This is a genomic window from Mucilaginibacter flavidus (assembly GCF_024055575.1).
GTDB classification, from domain to species: Bacteria; Bacteroidota; Bacteroidia; order Sphingobacteriales; family Sphingobacteriaceae; genus Mucilaginibacter; species Mucilaginibacter flavidus.
Map to the genome: position 1 here is coordinate 758,779 of NZ_JAMXOE010000002.1, position 25,547 is coordinate 784,325.

Below are 25,547 nucleotides of genomic sequence, written 5' to 3' on the forward strand. Positions count from 1 at the left end.
TCATGGTTCACTAATACGAATTTCCTCCACAAATAGCCCATCTTCCTCAGTGTCGTTGCCAATATTCGCCTGCACATAACGCACGCGGTAGGTTATCAGATGTTCGTAGAGTGCCTTGAGATTCCTGCCGGTGACGGAAATACGTTTCTGCGTGGTGAGAATTTCGATACCTGCATCGGCATCAAAATTAATTTCGGTAAAGTAGGAATAAGGGACCGCCTTGCGGCTGCCGTCCGGCAATCGCAGGTCAAGGCAAAGGGGATTACTGCCGCGTTCCGTTGCAAAATAAAGGCTGGTAAAATGCTCGTCCGGGTCGAATTCGGAAGTGCCGCCGACCAGTTGCACTCTACTCTGTTCGAGCCGCTGTCTGAAGTCCATAATTTCTATTGGTTTGAATGTTCATGTATTCGTGTGGCGAAGGCGCTTTTTCCTGTTGTGTTCTGAGGGTCGAAAGCCGGTTGATTTCCTGCGCCTGTTCCTGCCGCTTCGCCATCAGCTCTGTGGCGGAGGTGCGTTCCGACGATTGGCTGACGGCATCTAATAGATGCTCCTTGTCATCGGTATAGATGGACACGGCCTGCCGCCCGCGCGACACGGACACATAAAACTGTTCCATTGAGGACGCGTTGAACGTGGCCGAGCTTTGCGAAATAATCACCTTATCGGCAGTTTTACCTTGCGAGGCATGCGAGGTGGAAACATAGCCCAGATTGAAATGCCTGAATTCCGGGGAGATCGTCGAGCCGTTGGAAAGCCGGATATTGCCGCCTTTGTCGAATCCCTCGACCTGAAAGACCGAGCCGTTAAATAAATGCTTGTCCTCATTGCTTCTTCCATTGGCGGTAATGCGTAACCTATCGCCCTCGGTGATCGCGAGTTCCCTCGGTTCAAACACCGTGAATTTCTTAGCGTCCAAAAAGGGCAGGTGATAATCCGAACCGCTCCTATCAGTCGCAAAAATGCCCCGGTCATCCGCACTTACCACGTCCATTTTATTCGCGGCCTTCACGCCTTTGCTGTGTTTGTGATAAATCACCACATCCCCGGCGCGATAGTTCTCTGGTAATTCTTTCTCCGCTTCCGTCAGCTGCCGCTTTCTTAGCACGGTATAGTTGCGATCCTCTTGCCCGATTACTTCCTGCGCTTTCAGCTTTTCCCGGATACGTTCGGTCACGACCTCGCCTTCGGCATGGGTCGGCGCGATCACCAGCACTTCTTTTACCTGGCCATTGGGCGCATAGGCAGCGCCACAATAATCGTCGGCGACCGCGTCGATCCGTTGGGTGCTATCGGTCATTTCATGAACAGCCCCCATGCGGTCGAGCTTTTTAAACCCTTGCTCCACCCTGCCATCGGAGAGCGATTCCACCGCTTCGCGGTAAGCCGCATTCTGCTGCCGTTGAATCTTATTGACGGTCACCGGCTTAATGCCGGTTTCTTTTTGGATGATGCGTAGCGCATCCCCGCGCTCCACGCTATTATGCTGTTTGGTATCGCCGGAGAGAATCACCCGTGCGCTTTGCGCCTGGGCGATTTCCAAAATGCGGTTCATGTCGCGGTTGGAGAGCATGCCCGCTTCGTCAATCCATATCACCTGTTGTTTCAACGCCGGATGGCTACTCGTCTGCTGGATCAGCCGCGCCACTGTGTCGGCGTTGTCAAACCCTTCGCTACGTTGTACGCCCCGGCTAGCTTCACTCGATGGCGCGAAGGAAAAAATTTGCTTCCCGGCGTCCAGAATTCCCTGCTGGACTTCCTTCATTAAGGTAGTTTTGCCCGTCCCGGCCTTGCCAGTAATCAGGATAATCCCATCGGTCGAGGAAAGTGCATGTGTGACACCCGCCTTCTGCTGGTGGTTAAGCAGCGGGTTTTGTGGCTCATACCCGTCATGAATAGGGCGGAATTTATTACGTGCGGCGAGGCAATGCTGAATCAGCTGCTTTTCTTCTTTCAGCGCCTCTTTCGTGGTGATGAAGGTGCGCAGCTTTTCCGCCACGGACAAAATATTGCTTTCCTGCCGAAAAGCCTGCCTGACCTGTTCCGGGCTGGCCTCGCCGATGGCCGATTTTATCGCCGTTGCCAGTATCTCTTTATCGCTGGCCACCGATTTACGTTCCAGATGTTGCCGCAGGGCAAATTGCACGGCACGTTCTGCCGCCTGCATGTCCGCAATGGGTGTCGATTTCCCTTTAAGCTGTCGCAGCGCGGCCTGTTCGTCCGGCGTCAGCCGAGATTGCCAGGCACTTTCCTGTTGTTCAGTAGACAGCGGCGAGCGCTTTGCTTCCCTCGTCTTTGCGCCGATCTGTGATTTTTGCGCCTCGTCGGTAATATGGTGTTCGCGCGTATAATCTTCGATTTCCTGCGTGCGCCGGGAGAATTTTTCCAGCGTCCGCTTTTCCAGCCCGGCCAGTTCAAACCCGTTCTTCGTCCGGGCAATCCGATAGCCGACTTCCTGTAACTGCTGCGCCAGTTTCGCATGAAATATCGCCTCATAATACGGCGCATCCTGCTTAATCTGCCGGAACTGCCCGGCCTTCCATTGGCCTTCGTCCCTGTCGAAGGTGGCATTGAACACAAAGCAATGGCTATGCAAGTGCGGGTCCGGTACCCCGTCGATGGGGCGCGTCGTGAAATGCGTAAACTCACCATAGGCGAGATTACCGGTGGCGCGGTTCTCATCTTTACCTTTGGCACGTACCCGTGCCTGCATGCCGGTTTCAATATCTGTCATCGTGCTGCGCACGGCGGACTGAAACGCATCGAGGATGATTTTTTTGTCATCGGCGTCCGCAAACGCATAGGCTAGACTCACCGATTTGCTGGCATTGAACGTGAAATCGTACCCGACCGTGCGGTCGGTATCGTTGCGAGGCGTTAATTTCTTTCCGGTAAAAGGCGTGATGTTGTCGCACATCCGTGCGAAATTTTTTTTATCAATAGAGCCCCGCAGTCCCAGCGCTTCCGCTGCTTTTCCGCCCCAGCGCCCGATCAGCTCGCTACCTTCGCCGTAATAGTCGAAAGCCGCTGCGCGCCCCTCCTGATAATACTGTTCGCAGTAATATTTCTTCGCGCCGGACGCGGATTTGTTCATCGTAATACGCAGCATGGTCAATCCATTTTCTGCGTATTAAAATCGAGTTTCCGTGCCGGAAATTTTTGGCTTGATCTGTTGAACTGTGGTTCCATCTGCTGCGAAATCCCCTCTGATGCTGTCGAGCAAATGCCTTATGCGCGGCGCATGACAGAGAAAATCGCAATCTTAGAAAGTAGGATTATAGTGCTGCGCAATTCGAAGGATTGCGGGAATGGTCAACAGTGGGAATGGCCAGATTGGTATATTCGGTGTGCAGGCGATTATTGTTCGCAAAAAAGCGAAACGTAAATATCGGCTATATCTGACCTCAGATTCTCCGGGATGCGTGCCGGAGTGAAGTAGTGCAAATCTCCCATAACAGTGCCATTTTCAGGATTCAAAGAATCTATCCTGACGATTTCATTCAGGCCCTCTATATGTTTCCCATTGAATGTTACTGACCTCACATAATCATCATAACTAAGGCCGAGGGTATTTAATTGTTCATTAAAAGCAAACGAGCGCTCGTAAAATGCTTCCATGGTTAACTTCATTTTTCTCATAACACATCATCGAAAAGTGCTTATATCTCTTAAAATCGTTATGCCTGCATGGTTAACCCACGGCTCCAATTCCACCTCGTTAAAATAACGGGCGATATTTTTTTTCTTACCCGTCAATCGATGGTTCGTTCCCACGCAGTAATATTTTCCGTCCTCTGATATTGCCGTAACCTGCAATCTTGGATAATTCCCAGTGCCTATCTCGCAAACCTTATCATTCACTTTATATTTCATGTGGAATCGTTGCTTTTTATAAAGCTAAGGAAAAATCCCTAATTACAACCGGTACTCAAATCATAAACGTAGATTTGAGTATGAAAGAATACGACCTGGACGAATTTATAAAAGGAATAACAGGGTTAAACTATGGGCAGGTTTTTTCGGCGTTGCTTAATGAAATTACGAAGCTAGATAACGTCTATAACAGGATGAAACCTGGAAAAGTCCCTTATGATTTTGGGCAATACCGTGACCATGTAGGAGATTTTTTTGTTTTCCTAACGACCAAGAGGATACCCCTAGGAATAGGTAAGGAGGGGGTGCTGAAATTTTTGCCTGTGATAAACTCTCTTATAGGCCACAAACAATTGGAGGACGATTTCCTGCAACTTCTTCAATAACAGGTAACGCCTTAATCCCGTTAATCCGAGTTTCGTCACAATTGATTTTCCATCAATCAATGTAAAGTGCCGCATCTAGTCGTCCACTTCCATTTTCGCCCTGGCACATGCAGCTTAATTCCCTTCCTTTCCATGAGAAACTGAAGCCGCCGCCGCGCCGGTCAACCTGCCAACACCGTTTCCATTGTATGGAGCCTCGGTGTTTCGGTTGACCGGTACGCTTCGCCGCGTCTGGGGCGACTTCGGGCCGTTCTCATAAGGACGGCAATGAAGCTGCCTTAATTCGGAGAACAAAATGAGCAGTCAAGACACAGACGAGAAGAAGACCAAAAAACCGGCTTTCATCGCCTATCAGGTTAGCGACGACATCGAACCTAATGGCTGGATCGCCATCGGCGCAGCATGGTCGCACAAAGATGCGAAAGGCTTCACCGTCCATCTAAATAGTTTTCCTAAAGATAGCCGCGTCATCCTACGGGCGACAGTGAAATAACCGTCACGGGCGAACTTCGGTTCGCCCGCTTTTCATGCGAGAAAGGAATATTAAATGAGATTAAGCGGGTGATTCTTTACGATTTGGTTCGGCTACAATATTTAGTGCTTAACATTGATTAAAGTATCATGTAATTAAGTAGCCTACCGATGGAGGGTTATTAACATGGGAATCAATATTGAGAAAGACCCGACCAAAGTTCCCGTTTTCCACCTTTTGATCAATAAATTATTCAAATCATTCAACGCTTGCTGGGTATTTCCCGCCCTTGCATAACATTCAGCCCTGTTCAGGTACAATTCATCCGTAGCCAGACCAGAGAATTTGCTGCCATATTGATCGTAGCTTCCTCTAAACCGGATTGCGCCGGTGACAACGATAAAATAGGCGGTTTTTCGCAGGTCATTAGTGGTATATAATCTGTAAAGTGTGCTGTCAACGATGCCTTTTCTACGGTTTAACACATCGGTATTTCTCATCGTTAAATGCAGGATATCTTCGGGAAGAAAATCGGAGCTTAAAGAAGAGGAACCCGGCGTCAAAGTATTGAAATCTATTAACGTGTTATTTACACTTAATGCTGCTGTGGCATACTTCATGGCATTTGTATAATCGCCAATAGCCAAATAAATTCTTGATAACATGGCATTGGCTGCTGTTTTGTTTGGAGTAGTCCGTTCAGAAGCATTATCAGGCAAACTCCCTGCTGCTGTTTGGAGGTCACTGATAATCTGGTCGTAACAGTCCTTGACGGACGCACGTTTGACCGGCTCGGTAAGATTTGTCGTAAGTTTTAAAGGTATCCCGGGATCGGAGGAGGCAGTCGCCGGGTCATAAGGCAGTGCAAAAGTTTGAACAATATTGTAAAAGGCAGCAGACCTGAAAAAAAGCGCAATTCCTTTCACTTCATTGTATGCGTTTTGGTTTACAGTGTTTATTTTTGCCAAGCCTTCGAGTACGGTATTCGTGCTGTAAATCTGTTGATACATGACATTCCAGTCCTGGTTTACTTCGTTGGAACCCTGGTAGATATCCCTGGCCCAGATGTAGGTATTGCGCTCGGTATTGCTAATGATCGAATTTGTCCAGACATCGGATGTTACATATAGATCGCCATCTGAAATTGTACCCATTGCCGGGTCATTGACATTAAACAAATTTTCATTTAGTAGTATGGATTTGACATCGTTCAATGAAGAAGCTATGATTAGTGATTGATCCGGCTTTACATTTAAAAAGTCGTCTTTTTTATTGCATGCATTTAATAACGCGCAAGACACTATTGAAAAGCATAGCCGGGTAATATTATTGTATGTTGTTTTCATGATTTGCTGATTAAAAGTTTGCTTTTAAGCCTATGGCATATGTTCTCGGAATTGGAAGTACTTCATATGAACCGTTAGCATAGAGATTCGGATCTAAATGGCTATGGTTTGCCCGCCAAAGAATAGCGACATTATTGATGTAATAATAAATTTGAAGCTTACGAAAAGGAAGTTTCTTCGAACTTAGGTTATCAAGGGTGTACGAAAGTGTAATATCCTGTAGTCTTATATGATCTCCTTTCGCCACCAAAGCAGTTGAATAGCTGTAAAATGTCTGCCGCTGGGTATCAAATGGAGGGTAGGCGGTTGATGGGACGTTGTTTGTAATTTCGTCTCCTGGCTTTTGCCAGCGTGTAATGAAATCGCTGTTCCCAAACCAGCTTTGTGCCAATGCGCCGTAATCAATAGATGGCTTTCTGAAATAATAATTAAATTTATAAATCAGGTTGAACGATAGAGAGATAGCATGATAAGTAAAATTATTTCGCAACGATCCATAAATTGTTGGACGCGAGGGGCCATCATATTTAAAATTATTGGGTGTTGTAGTATTGATGATGGCATTGTAATCTTTACTGACTATGCCATTAAGATAACCCTGGGGGTCGCCTGTATCATGGCTTAAGCCTGCCCATCTGTAACTGTAAATGGCGTACAACGGCCTCCCCTGTAAAGGAATTACATTTGTGCCATTTCCCGAGCCCGATAAGAAACAGGTGTTTACGGTTTGCTGAACATTATATTTAGTAACGATATTTGATTCCTTGCTAAATAAGAAATTGGTTACCCATTTGAAGTTATCGCTTCGGATATTTTCAGAATTTAAGGCAACATCAATTCCGCTACCTTTAATATCGGCATAATTGCCCCTGTACTTAATAAACCCCGTGGTTGGCGGGAGTTGCGTATCTCCGATCAAGTCTGCACCTTTCTTAAAGTAGATCTCGACGTAGCCTGATACTAAGCCATTTTTTGTGCTAAAATCTAAACCAAGATTGATGTTTCTAATCTTTTCCCATCTTAGATCGGGGTTTCCTGGTTTATCAACAATCAGGAAAGGAATGCCATAATAATAGTTGCCATTTCCTCCGATTTGCTTTTGGGTGGTAAATGCTGCGACCGTTTTGTCTACATTTCCATTATACCCGTAGGTTGCCCGCAATTTGCCATAATCGAGCCAACTGCTGTGAAAGAAAGACTCCTTGCTGAATAGCCAGGCAAGGCCGGTTGAATACAATGGCACTCCTTTTTGATTGGTATTAACACCAAATAAATTAGACTGGTCTATTCTGCCGCTTGCTGAAATAACATATCTTTCTTTGTAAGTATAAGCGGCATTACTAAAGTAGGAAAGGTAGTGATCGGTGAATTTTCCGAAACCCAGCGAATTGGGTATTTGACTATCATATGTGGATGGATAAGTCGGAAAATAGGTGACAGCATCGATATTTGACGTGGTGGAATTCTCCTTACTGTATCCATAGGCAGTATTACTGTTGCTTTGTGTAACTGCGCTGCTTATTTCAGCACCAGCAATGACATTCAGTTCGTTATTACTGTTGAATTTTTTGCTATAGTTCAGTTGAAAACGTCCGTGATTTGAGTAAAGATCATTCGATGATTGCTGAAGGATACCACCCTGGGGTATAGGGTAAGTCAATGTCGTCGATGGATAGCCTTGTGTAAATTGATTGATCAAGTCCCCGGTGTAGTAGGTTTGATCGCTCAAATAATTGTTGCCTGATATATGCTGTCTTTCATATTGATATTTGAGTTCGGCGCTGAAGCCTTTCAAAAAATCGTATTTTATTCCAAAATTTATCCTGTTGTCTGTTGAGGTTGACTTATTATCAGCATTATGCAGTTCGTCGAGGGGTCTGTATTTCCAGTCATAATACCTGCCGTTTCCTGCTGTATCGACGAAAGATGAAGCATAATCCTTTACAATGGATAATGAATTACTTTTACTATCTACAAGCTGTGCATAGGGATAAAGACCAGATTTTGTATTGCCTCCATTGATATTAGCAAGCGGACTATTCGCGGTTGCTGACGTTTGTACATAATTTACACCCGCAGAAATCGTTAAGTTTTTGACAGGATAGAAATTATAATTTGAACTGATTGCAAGCCTGTCATTCAGATTGCCGACTTCATTGCTTTTATTGTTATCGTATCCAACTGAGAAAAAATAGTCACTATTAGTGCTACCACCTTTTAAATTTAAGCTGTACTGTTGATTAACTGAAGGCTGATAAAAGTATTTACTAAGGTCATTTCTAACATCAATATTTCTTAAAGTATTGAGTTGATTTGCTGCTTCGGAAGAAGAAATGAGGCCGGAGCGTTGTTTATCAAGAATGGCAACTGCAGGGGAAACGGCTACATACCCTGTACTTAAATCATCATCATAATAACCTTTGCTGAATAAAGCCTGTTCATAATTAATGAAATCGTTAGAATTCAAAAAATTAGAATTGTATTTCAAATTTAGTTTTTCGCCTACGGTGACATTACTATTAAATTCTATTAAGGTCTTTTGATTTCTTAACCCATGTTTTGAGGTAATCACGATTACCCCATTGCCTGATTTTACGCCCCAAATTGATGCTGCCGCAGCATCTTTTAATATAGAAATGCTTTCAATACTATTTGGATTGATGTTGTTAATATCGCCATCATAAGGAAAGCCATCTAAAACGATTAATGGTTGTTTTTGTGCATTAATTGTACTGACACCTCTTATGCTTATGTCCGCTACACCATTAGAAGAATTAAGTGTATTACGATTAAATAATAAACCAGGAACAATGCCTTCTAACCGGCTTAATATATCAGTACTAACTCTTCGGTTTAGAAGTGGATTATTAATTTGTGCAAAACTTCCTGTAGCTCTTTCTTTTGGTAAAGTTTGGTAACCCGTAGAAACAACGCTCACTTCTCTAAGCGTGCTTTGATTTTCAATTAAGACAATTTTAAACGGCCCTGTTTCCGTTTGAGAGAAATTTACCTCAATTGGCTTGTAACCGACGAAGCTAATAATCAATGTCCCGGTTGTTTCAGGCGAGTTTATTTCAAAATCACCGTTCTGATCGGTAATAGTTATTGTGGAGCCTTCTTTGAGTTTGACGGTTGCCCCGTGTAAAGCCACACCGTTAGAATCTGTAACCTTTCCTTTAATCTGATTTACTGGCGATTGTCGATTATCGTCTTTTGAAGGATTTAGTCTAACACCTGTTTGAACAATAACAATTTTGTCATCTATAACTTGATAGGATAATTTATATGGAGGCAATAAATCGTTTAAAATTTGATATAAAGCCTTTTTCTTGACATGCATGGTCACTTCTTTTTTAGTGACCTCATTTATATTACTATAGATGATCGCAATTTTTGCTTTTTCAGCTATTTGATCAAAAGCCTCTTTTAAGGTTTTCCTTTCTAAATCTAAGCTGATTATTTTTGTTAGGTCTTGAGATGCAACTCTGCTGCTGGCAAATGCCAAATTAAAACAGCACCAGAGTGCCATGCTTAAAATCAGCAGTCTTTTTTTTCGTTTTATGGGTAATGGTTTGTACATAGAAAAAACATTAATGAAAGTTTAAAGAATAATTGCTAATCAGGTTGTAATTAGATAAGAGATATGGCGGTGGCTTATCACAAGGCCAAAGAATAGGCAAAGGCAAGCCCATAAAGCAAGTTTTCATATTTTTGCAGTTAGTTTTTTATTAGAATCTTTACTGGTTATAGAGCGTCGCTCTAACTATTCGCGATACAGCCTTTTAGTGATCATCACACCCCCCTTGTAAAATATATCGTTCATTTTTATAAACCACCTTTGCGTTTATTGCAGCGGCCAACTGGTCAAGCACAATGTTGATAGGTTTTGTGGTATCAAACTCACCATAACATAAGCATTGGGCTGATTTATTTTCCAATTCAATCGATAGATTATAATATCTACGAAAGTTTGCTATCACTTCCGGAACGGGCGTGCCGTTGTAAGTTAAAATGCCGTCCTTCCTTTTTATTTCAGTCTGAATGTTTGGTACACTATTTGTCTTTAGCGTACGAGTTTCTTTAGTAAAATCTGCACTTTGGTTAGGTTTTAACGTTACTTGTTTAATTTTTAAATTGGTTGCCGACCAAACTGAAACCTTGACGATTCCGGTAACCACCGTCACCGTCACTTTATTTTGCTTAAATGCTCGAATATTAAAAGAAGTGCCCACAACCTCCGTTTGAACCTGGCCGGTATGAATAATAAATGGATGTTTTTTGTCTTTGGCTACTTCAAAAAAAGCTTCGCCTTCCAGCTTTACCTCGCGATAATTACCTATTAACTGATCTTGGTATTCAAGAGAGCTGGAAGGGCTTAGCCAAATCTTAGTGCCGTCGTATAGCTGAAGCATCTGCTTTTCCCCTGGTTGGGTAGATAGATGCAGTAATTGTTTTAAATTTCGGGATTTATTGCGCTCCTTAATATACTGGTTAAAGAGTAATAACGTGGAAGACATGAGCACAAGCCAGAGCGCTGCGATTTTCAACCATTTTTTTATACTATAATTCTTTCTTGATTTTGACTCATGAGCACTTCGATCCCTAATCTCCTTTATGATTATTGATTTTACTTTGTTGACTGCAGTTTCGGTTTTTCCGGCGCTGTCCTTATCATTTTCTACAAATCCCAATTCTGCACGTATGAGGACCCTTAATACTTTTTCATTTTCGCCATCATCAAAATATAACAATAGCTGTCTTATCTCTTCCGGAGTGCAATTGTCTTCAAGATATTTTACAAAGAGTTTGTAAATGGATGATTGATTATTCACTGTTGTATTTTATCACAACATGCAAAAAGAGGATTTTTACACTATCAAAATTTAAAAAAATTTATTTCCGATGTAAGTTTCCTTTTTTACTGAGACTGTTTTTTCATTTTTAGTGAGACCCAGATAACTGTATTCTCCCTGAAGCAGGGAGCCAGTTATTATTTCATATAAGTCTTTGTAGTATTTCAGGCTAATCGGTAAATATAAAATAGTAAAAATGCGTTCCGTATCTCACCCCGGAACGCACCACATCGTGTGTCAACTAATCTCAGATCTCACGTTATACCTAGTTTTTTTGGCTGGTTAGCCTTATTCAGTTCTCAAACTCTTCACCGGATTCGTCAGCGCCGCCTTGATAGCCTGGAAGCTGATGGTGAACAGTGTGATGATAATAGCCGCTATCCCCGAAGCGATGAATACCCCAACACCAATGCCGACGCGGTAGGTATACTTTTGGAGCCAATTGTGCAGGAAATAGAACGCCACCGGCGAGGCGATGACACAGCTGATGACCACCAGCACGATAAAATCGCGCGAAAGCAGCAGCCAAACCTGGGCTATGGATGCGCCCAGCACTTTGCGGATGCCGATCTCTTTGGTGCGCTGTTCAGCAACGTAAGCCGCCAGCCCGAACAACCCGAGGCAGGATATAAATATGGCCAGCCCGGCAAACACGCCCGCCAGTTTGCCCACCAGCACCTCCAGGTTAAACTTGTGTTCATACTCTTCGTTCACAAACTTGTACTCGTAGGGGTAAGCCGGGTTATATTTCCCAAATATCCTCCCGATCTTGTCTATCGCGGTATGGCTGCCGGCGTTTTTCGCCAGTCGGTACGTCACCACAAACCCAAAGGGATTATGCCCGAAAACGGCAGGTTCTACCGGGCTATAAGGCGAATCCATCAGCGCGTCTTTTACCACGCCGATGATCTTTACCGGTTTTGGGTTGAAATTAATGGTTATCAGTTGATTAACGGGCTCTTTCAAACCGATGCGCCTAACCATCGCTTCATTCACTATCACATTCAGCGTGTCACTTTTCCAGTCGCCCATAAAATTGTGCCCGCCGGAAAAGGTCATCCCCAAAGTCTTAAAATAATCTTCAGACACCCATATTGCGCCGATATTCACACTTTCGTCGCCAGCATTTTTGCCCGGCCATTTGTCCAGCGAAAAATGGCTGTACACCTGCGTGGCCGGCGAGGTTGATGAGGCCACGCTCTCCACCAGCCCTGAAGCTAATAGATCGTTTTTCAGCGCCTCATACTGGCGGGAAAGGTCGCTATTCATGTCGGTCATCATTAGCCTGTCGGCGCTGTAGCCTGTCGGCCGGTTCTTCACATACTGGATCTGCTGGTAAACGATCACGGTACTGATGATCAAGGCAATGGAACAGGTAAACTGCACCACCACCAGCACCTTCCTCGGCATGGATGCCCAGCGGCCCATCTGGATGCTGCCCTTCAGCACCTTAACCGGGTTGAATGAGGACAGGTAAAACGCCGGCCGGCTCCCCGCTACCAAACCCGTGAAAAGCACAAACACGACCATGATACCCCAGAAACCGATATTGCCATAAGGAATATGGACAGCAGAACCCGTCAGCGAATTGAATGCCGGCAAAGCCAGCTGAACTAGCAGCAAACCCAGCAGGAACGATATAAAAGTGATCAGGACAGACTCCAGCAAAAACTGGTAAACCAAATCGATACGCGCTGAGCCGATGGCTTTGCGTACGCCAACTTCCCTCGCTCTTTTCTCAGATCTGGCAGTGGAAAGGTTCATGAAATTGATGCAGGCTATGGTCAGTACCAGCATACCGATGATGCTGAACAAACGCACATATTCCACAAAGCCCCCCGCAGGCTTGCCATTTTTAAAATCATTGTATAAATGCCAGTCCGCTAGCGGATGCATGATCACCTCTGGCTTTGATGACCGCATCTCAGGGCTTCTTTTATTGACAATGTCCCTGATCTTAGGGGCGATCTGCCCGTAAGTCACGCCCGGCTCCAGCGCCACGTAGGCGGAGAATGAATTGTAAGTCCACTTGGTACGTCCATCTTTGATCCAGCCCTCGGTTGCTTCTGAGTAGGCAAAAGGCACAAGGTAATTGAATTGTAGCGTAGCATTTGCAGGGATATTGCGGATAACACCCGCTACCGTCATGTTCTGCGAATTATCAAAGCGAATGGATTTTCCCATCGGATCGGCGTCGCCAAACAATGCTTTGGCGGTCGATTCGGTTATGACTATTGAATAAATATCCTTTAGGGCTGAATTAGTGTTGCCTTTAACAAACGGATATTGAAATATCTTAAAGAAATCCGCACCGACTGCTCCTCCGCCCAGGTACAGCTTTTTATCGCCCACCAAAAGGCCGTGGTTCATGCGGCCTATATTGTCAGCTTCAGCAACGTACTGTATGCCGGGGATCTCTTTCTTTAAAACATCAGTCAGTGGCAGCGCTATGGAAGTTTGGGTACTCGTGCCGTTATGCTGCGAGGTCAGGTTCATCTCAACCTGGTATAATTGCTTATAGCCTGGCAGAAAACGATCATAAGAATATTGGTTAATCACCCATAAACCGATCAGGAGTGCCACGGCCATACCGGCTGCCAGGCCGGTGATGTTTAGCATGCTGTAAACTTTGTTGTGCAGCGTATTGCGCCATGCGATCTTTAAATAATTTCTAAACATAAAATTGCGATTTAATTTCTCATAAGACCACTTGGGAGTGACTTCGTGACACGAAACTATCGCTGAAGAGCGGGAATGAGGGTTCAAGTTATAAGATGAACCCTCTTTTTTCAGATCGCTGCTGTATTCTCCCGGGGTTTTCCCGGTCATTCGCCGAAAGGCCCGGCTAAAAGTTGTTTTTGACTTGAACCCTGAGTCAAAAGCAATGCCCAGCAGGGTTAACCGGTCATAAACCGGGTTCTGCATTTTCTGGATCACTTCAGCAATACGATATTCATTAATGAAATCATTAAAGCTTTTTTTGAGCACCGCATTGATGATCCGGGATAACTCATGGAGAGTCAAGTCAAGCTTTTCAGCAAGTGAGCCTAAACTTAATTCCGGGTCTTGGTAATAGCAGTTTTCTTTAACGACTTTCTTCAGCCACGTACCTTTTTGCTTCAGTTCCGCGGGCGGTGACGGCCTGGAAACAAAAGGCGCATGCACCGGCACTGCAACATCCTGCCTTAAAAAGGACACGATTGCAATTCGGATGAAGACTATTGCCAAAAAGAGATACAAAGGATAACAAGTTTGGATATTCATCTGGCCATGGTAATAAAAATAATCCACGGCGGCATACGGGATCCACAATAGCCATAACAGGCCGAAACCCGTCAGGAAACGATACAGCCACCGCAATTCGTAGCGGTACCTTTCTCTTACATTATTAAATTTCAGCCGTTGATAAAAGCGTTCTATTAGCCTGAAAGACCAATACAAGTAGGTGCTGACCGAAATAAACGCTGCCAGGTGCAATACCAGGCTCATTTGCTGAAAGGTCAGTGTATTATATGTAGCCGCACCCGTCTTTATACTTTCCTTAATCTCCAGCCCCAGGACGGCCTGTTGCAACAACAAGGGACTGAAATGCAGCAGATCCTTCCACCGGATCTTATATTCCGGCCGGGTTGTTTTAAGCACATAAAAATAGATCAGGGGGCCAAGTGTCAGCGAAAATTGCAGCGGCAGCCAGCTCCAGTGTGGAAAGTAGGTGCCCAGCCGGATATCAACGCCCAATAACCAGGCCATCTGCAAAGCGATAGTTGCCAGGGCCAGGCCAAGAAACCTGTTGGCAGCCAGGTTAATCCTTTTGGTGAACCACAACAGCAAAGTAAAAGTCAGCCCGATAAATATCGTTCCCAGGAAGGCCAGGTCGTATGGGGCGATATGGAAAGTATATGCATTCAACTAAATTAATAACTCAATCGCTGTTCCAAATTTCTAAGATGTTGACAGATATAGAATTATAGTTTGCAGACTGTGGCGATTGTAACAAAAGCGAACATTTGGCTGTCCGGTTTTGAATTGATCATAAGATCAGGAACTGGTACATTATTTCCCCGATTTTGGGTCTCACCAAAAATGAAAAAACAGTCTCATAAAAGAGAAAAATCATATCCGGTGAAGTAAAATTTGCTCCACAATGAACAAGACAATTACATTTTTATTTAATAAGAAATATTGTTTAACGGTTTTATTAGCTTTAACTATCTGATTGCTAATAGTTGAGGTTGAAATTCCTAATAAGTTACTCACTTCTTCGTAACTTTTGCCTTCTAATTTACATAAGGTGTATATTTGCTTTCTTTGGGGAGGGAGAGTACCAATTGCTATTTGTAGAAAGTCGAGATTTTCTTCAGAAAGAATTGATTCTTCCTTATTTATTTCATAATCCACATACGATATTACCAATTTTTCAATTAGCCCGGTTATCCTTGGCTATTTTCCGGAAGTGCATATAAACCATATTTTCCGCAACTTTATTAAGAAAGGATTTAAAGGAGCCTTCCTGTTTTATATTTTGCCTGATTTCCCAAATCTTCAAAAACAGATCTTGTAACAGTTCCTGCGCAATGTCTTCATCTTTAACCAATCGAAGGATATTCCTGTAAATTGGTTTACTAAATTGATCGTACAAAATAGTAAAGGCCCGCTCACTTCCTTGTTGGAGTTGCTGAATTAGAAGCTTTAAATTTTCATTATCCGAAGTCATTTCTTTGCCTCCTAAATTGAAAATCAATGGCAAGCCAAAAGAAATGAAGGCTGGATTATTGTAAAATACAATAGGGCCGGTAACCCGCAAAGTCTAATGTAGCATGGCTCTGACAAAGCCAACCATTCCTTTCGTAATGGCCTCCAACAAAAGACATAAGCGAGCACCAGCCCTATCGTATATATAGGGTCGAGGTGCTGCACTTACACTCGCTGGATTAAATTGTCAGATTTAGCTGCGAGGCTCGTAAGCAGTCTTACTTATAAGCAAAAGGTAAGTCCTGCAAAATTATAAATTTTCTATTCTGAATGTTCGCATACTATTAATTTGAATAGAGAATGCTGCCATAATCAACAGTGTTCATTCATTCTCTTAATACAAAGATAATATTTTCATAAAAACTATCAAATAATAATAGTAGAAACTATTATTTTATCATAGTTTAAAAAGATATTTCTCGACCTCTCTTTTATCAGATTTGCATATGGGGGTAGAAATAGGTAGTATCATTCATGGTTTTGTGCACGAGAAGGGACTAAAAGCGAAGTTTGTTGCTGAATATGTTAATGTTAGCGAATCAACGCTTTACGATATCTACAAAAGAGACTCTGTAGATATCGATAAACTTATACTATTTTCAAAACTTCTTAATAAAAATCTTTTCCTTTATTACTTAAGTGAGGAACCATTAAAAAGCATGTTCAGCAAGGATATTGTTACCCTTCAAAATCGCATTATTGAATTGGAAACTGAATCAAATGCTAATGGAGAAAAATTGAAGTATTTATCTGATATTATTGAAACTCAGAAAAAAGTAATCTCATTGCATGAGGAGAAAACATCAATTAAAAAATTGACTATTAAAAAGAAAAAATAATTCAGGTACTTTACAATGGATAATTTGCCGTAATCCTTAATTTCTGATAATCATAAGCATTTCCCTTATCAAGAACAGCCAGCTCATCGTAATATTTATTAGCCAGTTCCTTAAAGCTGTTATATTGTGTTTTTCGATCAGCGATCTGCTTTTTATTAAACATCCATGATTCGTCACCAGTATATCTATAGGCAATATCACCATAAATTTGGGCGCGTAAGACTCTTGTTTTAAAATCCGACATGCCTAAGCTGATCGCTTTTTCAATTTGACTTTTCCCAATGATAAGGTTATCCAAAGCACTGTTTTCTTTTTGGTAGGGCCTGGCCATCAAATTATTACTAAGCGAATAAAATAAAGCACGATAGAAAAGACTAATGGTGTCGGTGGGATGGACTTTAAGAACTTTATCCAAGCTATCTACAATGGGTCTAAATTTTGCAGCTGTAAATTTCATGGTACCATCATTAATTAATACCTTCCCTGCAATAATCCTGGTCGGGGGTTGAGCAATCGCAGAAACTTTTACAAAAAACAAAAATGCAAGTATTAAAAAGGAGGAAATAGGTGCTTTCATAAGTGGCAATGCAAATAACATAGTTATAGTAAAGTTAAACGCTCATCGTTAGTAATAATTATAATTTATGCCTTAAAGTTTATTAATGAGTCAACAATGCCTATTAATCTTAATATATCTAATGATACTTAATTTTACAACTGCTGTAACGAGTAAGAAATGGGAAAGAAAAACGTTTATTTAACTACCGACATGTCATAAATGGATTATAAAATTAATCATAAAACAAAATATTGTAAATTAACTTATAAGTGAATATCTTTGCATTAGAAATTTGGGATGACGAAGGGAAGAAGTGTACGTTTTATACTGTACGTTGGGAGGATGCAAGCGAAAGTGAAACAGATAAGTTCTTTAATAAATACGACGCCATTCCTGAACTAAAAACAGCGACCCAGCAGATGTTAAGTTTTGTGCTGGATAGTTTGGGCGATGATCACGGGGCTATTGATGCTTTGTTTAACCGGTCGGAAAATGAAGTTACCGGCTTACCCAATACAGGTAAGGTAAAGGTGAAACAAGTATTGTTTGCCTATCCTAATTTCCCGCTTCGGTTGTACGCTTTGCGGATCAATAACCGCAGCGATATTGTGGTTTTGTTTAACGGGGGTATTAAATCTGCCTGGACAAATCAGGAGAGTAAAGATATTCACCTTAAATGGGTGGAAGCCTGCCGGTTTGCAAAACGGATCGAGGAAGGGTTAAAAGACGGTGAAATTATAATTGATGAAAATAAAAGGAGAATAGTTTCTGCCAATAATGACGAAGACATTTTTCTTTAAAAATATAAGGCTATGAGAAGTAAAGTTTCGCAAAGGATACAGGATGAAACTCCACAGGAAGTGCGTATTTTTGTACGTCAATATACTGATATCGTGGTAAGAATTAATGAGCTCATGCAGGAGAAGGGCTATACTCAAAAAGACCTGGCTGCAAAAATGAATAAAAAGCCATCCGAAATTAACAAGTGGCTTAAAGGAAACCATAACCTCACCCTTAAAACCCTGGCTAAACTGGAAGCAGAATTAGGGGCTCCACTTATCTATACTGCCCGTGAGCATGCTCACGCTTAATAATTATACTTATAATCTACATAGAAATCATGATGCAAGAAGTTTTTAATGAACATTATATCATAGGCGACGATACTTTTAAAGTAGTATTTCTTATCAAGGAAGGCAATAAGCTGGATGGTGGGATGATGCCCTATCATATTTTTGAAGTGCAAAAACTGGGTGATAGTACTAAATTCTTGTTTCATAAAGCGGAAGTGGGTTTCGGGGGGAAGTATGGCCTAGTCAAAGCTGATAATAAACAACAGCTAACCTGGACTCCTGAAGTTCACAGAGAATTAACAAATAAAATTTCCCATCAAAAAATTCCAAGTACTTTTTATATCAGGCCTGACTTACAAAGCCGGTTTATTGAATAATTGACATTACCTTACAATGCCAGAATATTCAAGTTAAGGTAAATAGATAGTGTTGATTTTAAAGAATCATTTCGATTCGCTATGATCGTAAAATACTCTTTTTCGCATCCAGCAAGGTAAGTACTATATAACCGGCCTTCCAATAGCCAATACAAAATATTTTTATAGGTCTGGGATGTTTTTGAATCACAGCAAAATCTGTTACAACCGATTTTTGAGTTGAGCAACTAAATAGAATCAAACAATATAACAACGACATCTTTCTCATATTGTAAGACTTAACATAGCGATATTCACTTTTGGTATAAACTTAGGTGCTGTCTTTTTGTTTTCTTGTCAACTGATTTAACGACCGCTAAGAACCGTTCAAATGAATAGGGCTTGGTATGATATCGGTTACTGTCATTTCATATTCTTTGATTCTGCTTAAAGTTCAGATGTCATAATAGTGACTTTAATCGGGGAGGGAATATCGGGCAAAGAGGCTCGGGCCTTGATATTGCTCATATAAAAATCAAGAAATACGAGATCAAATTCTCCACTTTTAATAAAAGCACCGCCGATAACGGATCAGTAAACGCGGCTACAAGCTCAATGAATGGTATCCTACTGCAATACTCTTTCAATATTTCATTGCACGAAAATTCATCATCGATCCCGATACATCTTATCACTTTACTTTCTTTAAACTCATTTAATTAAAAATAGTCCTTTTTCAAGGAATATAAAATGATGCCGCTGCAATTGGACGAGAAATCATTGCCGGAAGGTTAAATCTTTGGGTATGTCATCAAACATACCCCTATTTAGTTACCGTAAACCCCTGATATAAGTATTTATACCCTTTAGCAGGTCACTTAGTTTTGGCAGTAAATTTTATGTTTCAAAAAACGAATTTTTAGCATCATTTATGAACTTTATATCTGTCCAACTACGGCTATTTGTACAAGAGTCAATAGAACCTAAAAATTTTATCGGCAAGCATATAACTACATCAGAATTTAATAAATGGAAAAATTTTCTGGAAAAGGAAGAAGCTACAATACTTCTCGCGGTTTCAGAATGGCCTTTGAGCATTCAGGAATATGACCAAAAGCACATCGAAAGTTTAATTACCGGAATTGTCAATTTAAGTAATACGCTGAATGCCTACATTTTAAAAAATTCAGCTTTACTAAAAAATCATCCCCAAGCGCGGAGTATCAAGGAACATTACTATTATTCACTTAATCTATTGGAAGGACTCCTTTTGTCGCTGGGTGAATCCTTTCCGGCACAGACAGCAAGCGTAAAAATATCACAGGCAAATCTTCGAGCGGTTATACCCCGCTTAAAAGAAAAGTTTTATAAAGTATCGGATCATTTTAATGCCTTCGTTATTGATAAAGAACTATTGGATGTAGTCATAACCGGCCTATCAGCGCTTATAAATAAAAAAGACATTACCTTGGACGACACGAGGTACATCACATCCCTGATGGATCTGCTGTTAAAGGATTCTGAATTGGACAACAAAAAACTGGCCGACCTGCTGATCATTCACGATTTTAACACACAAGCGTTTTACCTCTTTTACCTTTATCAACTCAGGGAGCGCCTGGATGACATTCCCGGCCTGCATGAACAACGAGAAATGTTATTGGCGGAAAAGGACAGGCTTTACAACCTGACGACTGAAAAAGGGCTCACGATGCCATCTAAGAACAGAAGTCTATTTATGGAACTGGGTGAATTTGTAAATGGTAAATATACTTTTGCAAAAAAAAGGGTTAAGTTACAACGGAGGTTTATATGCGATACTAAAAACGCACAAACAAATTCGCGGTTCCTGATCAATTTACCGGTTCCGCAGTTTGGACTATTCATCAGGATGCAAATTGAAAAAGGATTTTTAGTAAAAGAAAACCTTGGCGAGTTATTCAAATTTTTTGCCGGTCACTTTTACACACCAAACACTTTGTACATTTCTCCGGATAGCTTGCAAAAAAAATCCACCGACGTTGAATTTGCCACTGCACAAAAACTAAAGGGACACCTGATTGGCATGATCAACTGGCTCAATGCCAACTATAACCTTTCCAATTATAATTAGTAAAGATGATTTTCAGCCGGCATTATATTGGTCGGTAAACATAACCAGGCCCACGTCACTCTTGCTATAATGATTTGAGTTATTAAAATAATTTGTCGATATTTGTTATTAATTATTACGATCATGAGCGACAAGGATTTAAAAAAATTGACCGACTTGGTTAAAGAAGAACTCAAAACCGTTCCTACAAAGGAACAGGCGCTTCAATCCTTTATTTCGGCAGGCATCAAGAACGACAAAGGAGAGTTCACCGCGCCGTATGCTATCTTAAATAAATTGGTTAAATCTGCCTGATGTATGAGTCCCGGCCAAATCTGATCATTGGTTTTCATGGCTGCGAAGAAGAGATCAAAAACAAGTTCATTAATAGTTCCAGTACCATTCAGTTGAGTGAAAAGCCTTATGACTGGCTTGGTCACGGCATGTACTTTTGGGAAAACAATTATGAAAGGGCCTTACAATGGGCCAAAGACAAAAAGAAGCGCGGAGAGATCAAAGTCCCTGCAGTTGTCGGGGCAGTTCTTCATTTAAATTATTGCTGTGATTTTTTGGATAGCCGTTATATTCAATTGTTAAAATTCCATTACCAATTGATGGCCAGCAGATACCACGCGCTCGGAGAAGAACTTCCTGAAAATAAAGACCTCGCCTACGATATTAATAAAGATAAGATTTTAAGAGTGCTGGATTGTACCACTATTGAGTACATGCATGCCGGGATATACAAGCAATACCAGTCGGAAATTGCAGCGAAGGGATTCAGTGGGATCAAGCATTTTGATTCCACCAGGGGCGTATTTACCGAGGGAGGGCCAGCCTTTACCGGTGCCGGCATTTTTGAAAAAAGCCACATACAAATTTGTATCAGAAACCCGGATTGTATTCAGGGGTTTTTCAATCCCAGAAAGGGCTTTGATTTTATGAAGTGGCTTGACAAAAAATACGGCAATACCTAAATATCAAAGAAATAGATATAACTAACTTTGTTGGCAAGCTGTGATAATGGATCTCAACTCCTCCATAAAAAAACCAAAAGCCACAATAACAGAAGTAGAACTGCATAGATTTTCTGTTTTGAAATTTTTCCTTTGATTCCCGCTGCAGTCAGTTATCTCGCATGATCAATGCCTCGTTTCTTCATAACTGTTTTAAGTAAACTGATTTCTCAACTGAATGTTTAAATATTACCGAAATAGAAATTAATACAAAAGGGTGTAGAACTGTTAATTAAACAATTGCAACTATAATTAGGTGCAAAGGCGATTACATGCTAATATACAAACACAATTATATTAGTCAAAATAGACTAAGTTAACCTGCGATATGGGTCTCCTATCATGGGTATAGTAAGCATCTACCGTTTCCAATAATTTCTTTAAAGTTTCGGTAACAAATGGCAGGTTTCCCACAGGTGCATATTTCTTCGGTTCCGGTTGTATGTGATTTCCTATCGTTGACAAAATCACTAGCCCGATATCTTTGCTGTAACCTAAATCCTGCCAGTATAAGGACAACTGCATTTATAAACATTTGCATTCATTTTGAGTTACAGATAACCTTCACAATCTGTAAACAAACTTATTGAAATTAAAAATTGACCGAGTTATAGTTATATTTGCATAGTGAAACGGAAAACCCCTGTATTTTTCCTGCTCCTGGCAGGTGTTTTTTACCTTTCATCAGTATTGGAGTTTGATCAGGAAGAAAGTAAAGCCAATTTTAAGCAGGAGCAACAATTTAAAATAGCAATCGAAAAACTGAATGACTTTCATTCCCCCGTTCAGTTAGCTATTTTATCCCTGCTAATTGTTTTTGGCGTTGTTATATTACCATTTTGCACTAAAATAAACCCTCAAAAACTTTCTAATCTTTCCCGATTTCTACCACCCGAAAGGTTGTTTTTGCAATACTCCGTTTTTCGTATCTGATTTTATTTCCAGTTCTCAAATTCGCCTGTCATTTATCCGGCAGGTACTTTATGGAAATTAAAAATCACAATCAATGACAGATTCTATATTTCTGCAATTATCCGCTGATTCGGGTATTGTAGCCACCCTTATTTTAACCGTCAATTACCTGTTTGGCATATTGATCATTACATCTTATCAAAGATCATCCCTTTATAACAGGTTACCTAAAGCCCTAAAAAGCTTTAATATCTATAACTGGCATAACCGGACAGCTTACATTGCTTTGTCCATCATATTGCTGCATCCGGTGTTATTGCTCTTTGACCCAGCAACAAAATTTTCATTTATTGACCTTGTTTTTCCCGTTCATGCGCCCACTCAAAAGCTTTTTGTGGCTTTAGGCACGATCTCCATGTTTGCCATTGTACTGGTTATCCTGACAACGCAAAAATTTGTAAAAAACCGGCTTGGGTTTCGCACCTGGAAAAATATTCACTTAATTTCTTACGCAACAGGTTTGCTTTTCGTTGTGCATGGGATTGTGATGGACCCGGAATTAAAGAACAGGCCGGTTGATTTCCTGGATGCGGAAAAGGTAGCCAGTGAAGCATGTTTATTGGTTTTATTAGCTGCAATCTTTTTCAGGGTTCGTTTCGAGATCGGAAAAAGACAATCAGCAAAGTTTTATAAACTGCACATCTCGCAAATAGTCACAGAAACAATTGATACAAAAACCTTTGTACTAAATATACCGGAAAAGCTCAAAAGTGCATTTAAATATACATCGGGTCAATTTATCCAGTTAAAAATATCAGTGAACGGTAAGGAGTATAAAAGGGCATATTCGCTTGCCAGTTCGCCGTATTCAGATAATACGTTTTATTTTACGGTTAAGCGGGTGAAAGATGGTGTCGTATCCAATCTTTTAAATGATAATCTGAAGCCAGGCAACGAGCTTTTTGTCCTTCCGCCAGCGGGCAATTTTTTTAAAGAAAACCATTTAACGAATCCTTCTCATTTTGTCTTTTTTGCCGGTGGAAGTGGCATTACACCCATTTTCTCTATTATTAAATCTTTATTGCTCAGGCAGTCACATACACATGTTTCCCTGATCTATGCTAACCGGGAATTGGGTTCAGTTATTTTTAAGGAGAAATTGGAAGAGTTACAGGCTTTTTACCAGGGAAGATTTTCGGTAACCCATATTTTAAGTGCTGCTTCAGTGGGATGGGACGGATTGAAGGGGCGAATTGATCAAGATAAAATAGTTCAGTTTATGAATAGATGGAAGAACATGCCGGTTGCAGATACTGTCTATTACATATGCGGGCCTTCGCCATTTATGGAATTAGTCGAGCAAGAATTAATTCAGCATAGAATACCACCGCTTAAAATTCGTCTGGAAAGATTTATATCTATTAGTGATGAAAACGACCCATTAAAAGCAGGTACCGGTTTGGAAGATATTACTAATGCAGGTGCCGGGTTAAGCGCAAAATTGGAGGGTAGCAACAGTGAAACGAATTGTGCAAAAGAACAAACGCTATTGGATGCGCTATTGGAAGAAGGTATCAATGCACCGTATTCCTGTAAAGAAGGGATTTGTTCAAGCTGCAAAGCAAAGCTTTTGGATGGCACAGTTGTAATGAAAAAGCACGCTTCTTTAACAGACATAGACATTCAGGAAAACTTAATTTTGACTTGCCAGGCCATTCCGCTGACCGGGAATATCAAGATTGATTATGATGCAGTAAAATCATGAGCAAGTTAAAATATCCGGTAATGGCTATGGTTTCCATAACCTGGCTGTTTTTTACTATGAAACTTCATGCGCAAACGACTGATACTACTAAAAAATTCACCCTTGATGACAGTTCCACGCGTCCCCACCCTTTTCAATATGACAAGGATTCCGGTTTACAGTATAAAAATGGAGATTTTACTTTAACAACCTGGGCTTATGCGGAAGGTTTATTTTCTCCTGGCGATTATTCCGCATTCCGGCGCGTAAGGCAGGGGATGGAATTTAGGCTTCCGGCTTATAACTTTCGCATCAGTGGCAACAGGTACAGAACGGTATTATTTTACGAAGTTGACTTTACAGATAATAAGTTCTTCCAGGCAACCAAACGTTTTAAAGACTGGGAAAATTTATTTATTGCTTTTCAAAATGCGGACGATCCGAATAAATTCAGAATACTATTTGGCGAAAACACGCATGTTTTTTCACGGGAAGATAACCTCTCGTCAGGCAATCTTGTTACCATTAACAGAAGCCTGATATTAGAAGAACATGGCTCCGTTAATAATTTCGGCACGCAGTGGGGCTTGCAAATACAGAAGCAAATTAATCCTACTGTTTTTTTGCAATTTGCCATGCAGGACAACCGGGGTTCCATGAATACAGATACGCCCCGTTATCAGTTTTGGAAAGATATAGCTATTAAAGTAACCAAAACCTTCATCCAGCCTACGGACAAAAGCCCTGAAAGATTGAATGTTGGTGTTGCCATTGACCGGACGACTGATATTACCAACCGGAGTTTTGTTCTGGTGTCTGCAATAAACCAGGTTTCACTTGGCAGCACACCCGCCACCGGGAATAAATTTAGCTTTGAAAACAACCTGGATTATACAAATAAACTCGGCAAGCATTTATATACGTTTGAATATGAAACGATTTACTCGCGTTATTCAGATCAGGGTTTAAATGTCGCAGGCGGCTATGCCATGCTGCAATTTCAGCTCTTTGACGAAGAAAATACCGGGGATCTTGTTCCATTTGTTAGGTATGATCTTGTTAATTTATCAAATAGGGTCTCAGCCGCCACAGAACAGGCGGTTCGGTTAGGGATCAATTATAATTTGCCATTCACACATAAATTAGTAAACTTTCATGTCGAGTACGCGAAACACTTATTAAACGGTTCTTCGCAAATAATAAGTCCTGGCCAGCAAAATTTTGATGAGTTTCGTTTTGAGTTCCGGGTTAACGCGGCCAGATATTTAAGATTTTAA

24 protein-coding genes are annotated in these 25,547 nt (G+C 41.3%); 12 read left to right on the forward strand and 12 right to left on the reverse strand.

Translation table 11 applies throughout. The annotated features are described in order from the left end of the window. The 4 genes from NAF19_RS07505 to NAF19_RS07520 form a co-directional block, all read right to left on the reverse strand. On the reverse strand, positions 1-378 hold the full coding sequence (locus NAF19_RS07505) for a hypothetical protein (protein ID WP_252789203.1): 378 nt from the start codon (positions 376-378) through the stop codon (positions 1-3). Continuing rightward, positions 347-3,106, reverse strand: coding sequence for a MobF family relaxase (gene mobF / locus NAF19_RS07510; RefSeq protein WP_305884787.1), 2,760 nt, complete (start codon positions 3,104-3,106; stop codon positions 347-349). Before mobF ends, NAF19_RS07505 begins: the two co-directional genes overlap by 32 nt. Positions 3,107-3,354: 248 nt before the next feature. Further along, positions 3,355-3,615 carry a hypothetical protein gene (locus tag NAF19_RS07515; RefSeq protein ID WP_252789205.1) on the reverse strand — a complete coding sequence of 87 codons (261 nt, stop codon included), beginning with the start codon at positions 3,613-3,615 and terminating at the stop codon, positions 3,355-3,357. 27 nt (positions 3,616-3,642) lie between these two features. Next, positions 3,643-3,870, reverse strand: a complete 228-nt coding sequence (locus NAF19_RS07520; RefSeq protein WP_252789206.1) for a hypothetical protein — start codon at positions 3,868-3,870, stop codon at positions 3,643-3,645. Between the two features lie 80 nt (positions 3,871-3,950). Between NAF19_RS07520 and NAF19_RS07525 the strand changes: the two genes are divergently transcribed. Further along, a complete protein-coding gene (locus tag NAF19_RS07525; protein WP_252789207.1) occupies positions 3,951-4,256 on the forward strand; it encodes a calponin homology domain-containing protein in 306 nt (101 codons plus the stop codon). Positions 4,257-4,551: 295 nt separating this feature from the next. Then, positions 4,552-4,749 (forward strand): hypothetical protein, encoded by a 198-nt coding sequence (locus tag NAF19_RS07530; protein WP_252789208.1) that lies wholly within the window; start codon positions 4,552-4,554, stop codon positions 4,747-4,749. Between the two features lie 143 nt (positions 4,750-4,892). Here the strand turns inward: NAF19_RS07530 and NAF19_RS07535 are convergent, their stop codons facing one another. The 6 genes from NAF19_RS07535 to NAF19_RS07560 form a co-directional block, all read right to left on the reverse strand. Continuing rightward, on the reverse strand, positions 4,893-6,074 hold the full coding sequence (locus tag NAF19_RS07535) for a RagB/SusD family nutrient uptake outer membrane protein (protein ID WP_252789209.1): 1,182 nt from the start codon (positions 6,072-6,074) through the stop codon (positions 4,893-4,895). Between the two features lie 10 nt (positions 6,075-6,084). Further along, complete coding sequence (locus NAF19_RS07540; RefSeq protein ID WP_252789210.1) at positions 6,085-9,654, reverse strand: SusC/RagA family TonB-linked outer membrane protein; 3,570 nt, start codon at positions 9,652-9,654, stop codon at positions 6,085-6,087. Positions 9,655-9,856: 202 nt separating this feature from the next. Then, positions 9,857-10,906, reverse strand: coding sequence for a FecR family protein (locus NAF19_RS07545; protein WP_252789211.1), 1,050 nt, complete (start codon positions 10,904-10,906; stop codon positions 9,857-9,859). A 309-nt stretch (positions 10,907-11,215) separates the two neighbouring features. Continuing rightward, a complete protein-coding gene (locus NAF19_RS07550) occupies positions 11,216-14,836 on the reverse strand; it encodes an ABC transporter permease (protein WP_252789212.1) in 3,621 nt (1,206 codons plus the stop codon). A gap of 204 nt (positions 14,837-15,040) precedes the next feature. Then, positions 15,041-15,325, reverse strand: coding sequence for an RNA polymerase sigma factor (locus NAF19_RS07555; protein WP_252789213.1), 285 nt, complete (start codon positions 15,323-15,325; stop codon positions 15,041-15,043). A gap of 19 nt (positions 15,326-15,344) precedes the next feature. Continuing rightward, the gene (locus NAF19_RS07560; protein ID WP_252789214.1) at positions 15,345-15,668 is read right to left on the reverse strand and encodes an RNA polymerase sigma factor; all 324 of its coding nucleotides are present in this window, start codon (positions 15,666-15,668) and stop codon (positions 15,345-15,347) included. A gap of 457 nt (positions 15,669-16,125) precedes the next feature. Between NAF19_RS07560 and NAF19_RS07565 the strand changes: the two genes are divergently transcribed. Further along, on the forward strand, positions 16,126-16,518 hold the full coding sequence (locus tag NAF19_RS07565; RefSeq protein WP_252789215.1) for a helix-turn-helix domain-containing protein: 393 nt from the start codon (positions 16,126-16,128) through the stop codon (positions 16,516-16,518). 10 nt (positions 16,519-16,528) lie between these two features. Here NAF19_RS07565 and NAF19_RS07570 read toward each other — a convergent pair whose 3' ends face one another. Further along, on the reverse strand, positions 16,529-17,116 hold the full coding sequence (locus tag NAF19_RS07570; RefSeq protein WP_252789216.1) for a hypothetical protein: 588 nt from the start codon (positions 17,114-17,116) through the stop codon (positions 16,529-16,531). 230 nt (positions 17,117-17,346) lie between these two features. Between NAF19_RS07570 and NAF19_RS07575 the strand changes: the two genes are divergently transcribed. From NAF19_RS07575 to NAF19_RS07600, 6 genes are all read left to right on the forward strand, one after another. Further along, entirely contained in the window at positions 17,347-17,877 is a 531-nt protein-coding gene (locus tag NAF19_RS07575; protein ID WP_252789217.1) for a hypothetical protein, read from the forward strand. 12 nt (positions 17,878-17,889) lie between these two features. After that, positions 17,890-18,168: a helix-turn-helix domain-containing protein gene (locus NAF19_RS07580; RefSeq protein ID WP_252789218.1), complete on the forward strand. Its 279-nt coding sequence runs from the start codon at positions 17,890-17,892 to the stop codon at positions 18,166-18,168. A gap of 29 nt (positions 18,169-18,197) precedes the next feature. Then, positions 18,198-18,527, forward strand: coding sequence for a hypothetical protein (locus NAF19_RS07585; RefSeq protein WP_252789219.1), 330 nt, complete (start codon positions 18,198-18,200; stop codon positions 18,525-18,527). A 1,234-nt stretch (positions 18,528-19,761) separates the two neighbouring features. Next, positions 19,762-20,619 carry a hypothetical protein gene (locus NAF19_RS07590; RefSeq protein ID WP_252789220.1) on the forward strand — a complete coding sequence of 286 codons (858 nt, stop codon included), beginning with the start codon at positions 19,762-19,764 and terminating at the stop codon, positions 20,617-20,619. A 123-nt stretch (positions 20,620-20,742) separates the two neighbouring features. Then, the gene (locus NAF19_RS07595) at positions 20,743-20,913 is read left to right on the forward strand and encodes a hypothetical protein (RefSeq protein ID WP_252789221.1); all 171 of its coding nucleotides are present in this window, start codon (positions 20,743-20,745) and stop codon (positions 20,911-20,913) included. Continuing rightward, a complete protein-coding gene (locus NAF19_RS07600; protein ID WP_252789222.1) occupies positions 20,913-21,575 on the forward strand; it encodes a hypothetical protein in 663 nt (220 codons plus the stop codon). The genes NAF19_RS07595 and NAF19_RS07600 overlap by 1 nt, the downstream gene beginning before the upstream one ends. A 336-nt stretch (positions 21,576-21,911) precedes the next feature. Here the strand turns inward: NAF19_RS07600 and NAF19_RS07605 are convergent, their stop codons facing one another. After that, positions 21,912-22,139 carry a hypothetical protein gene (locus NAF19_RS07605; RefSeq protein WP_252789223.1) on the reverse strand — a complete coding sequence of 76 codons (228 nt, stop codon included), beginning with the start codon at positions 22,137-22,139 and terminating at the stop codon, positions 21,912-21,914. Positions 22,140-22,241: 102 nt separating this feature from the next. Here NAF19_RS07605 and NAF19_RS07610 point away from each other — a divergent pair, with 102 nt between their 5' ends. The 3 genes from NAF19_RS07610 to NAF19_RS07620 all read left to right on the forward strand — a co-directional run bounded on the left by NAF19_RS07610 (position 22,242) and on the right by NAF19_RS07620 (position 25,547). Then, positions 22,242-22,547 carry a hypothetical protein gene (locus NAF19_RS07610; RefSeq protein WP_252789224.1) on the forward strand — a complete coding sequence of 102 codons (306 nt, stop codon included), beginning with the start codon at positions 22,242-22,244 and terminating at the stop codon, positions 22,545-22,547. 73 nt (positions 22,548-22,620) lie between these two features. Then, positions 22,621-24,291: a 2Fe-2S iron-sulfur cluster-binding protein gene (locus NAF19_RS07615; protein ID WP_256484232.1), complete on the forward strand. Its 1,671-nt coding sequence runs from the start codon at positions 22,621-22,623 to the stop codon at positions 24,289-24,291. Continuing rightward, positions 24,288-25,547 (forward strand): hypothetical protein, encoded by a 1,260-nt coding sequence (locus NAF19_RS07620; RefSeq protein WP_252789226.1) that lies wholly within the window; start codon positions 24,288-24,290, stop codon positions 25,545-25,547. The genes NAF19_RS07615 and NAF19_RS07620 overlap by 4 nt, the downstream gene beginning before the upstream one ends.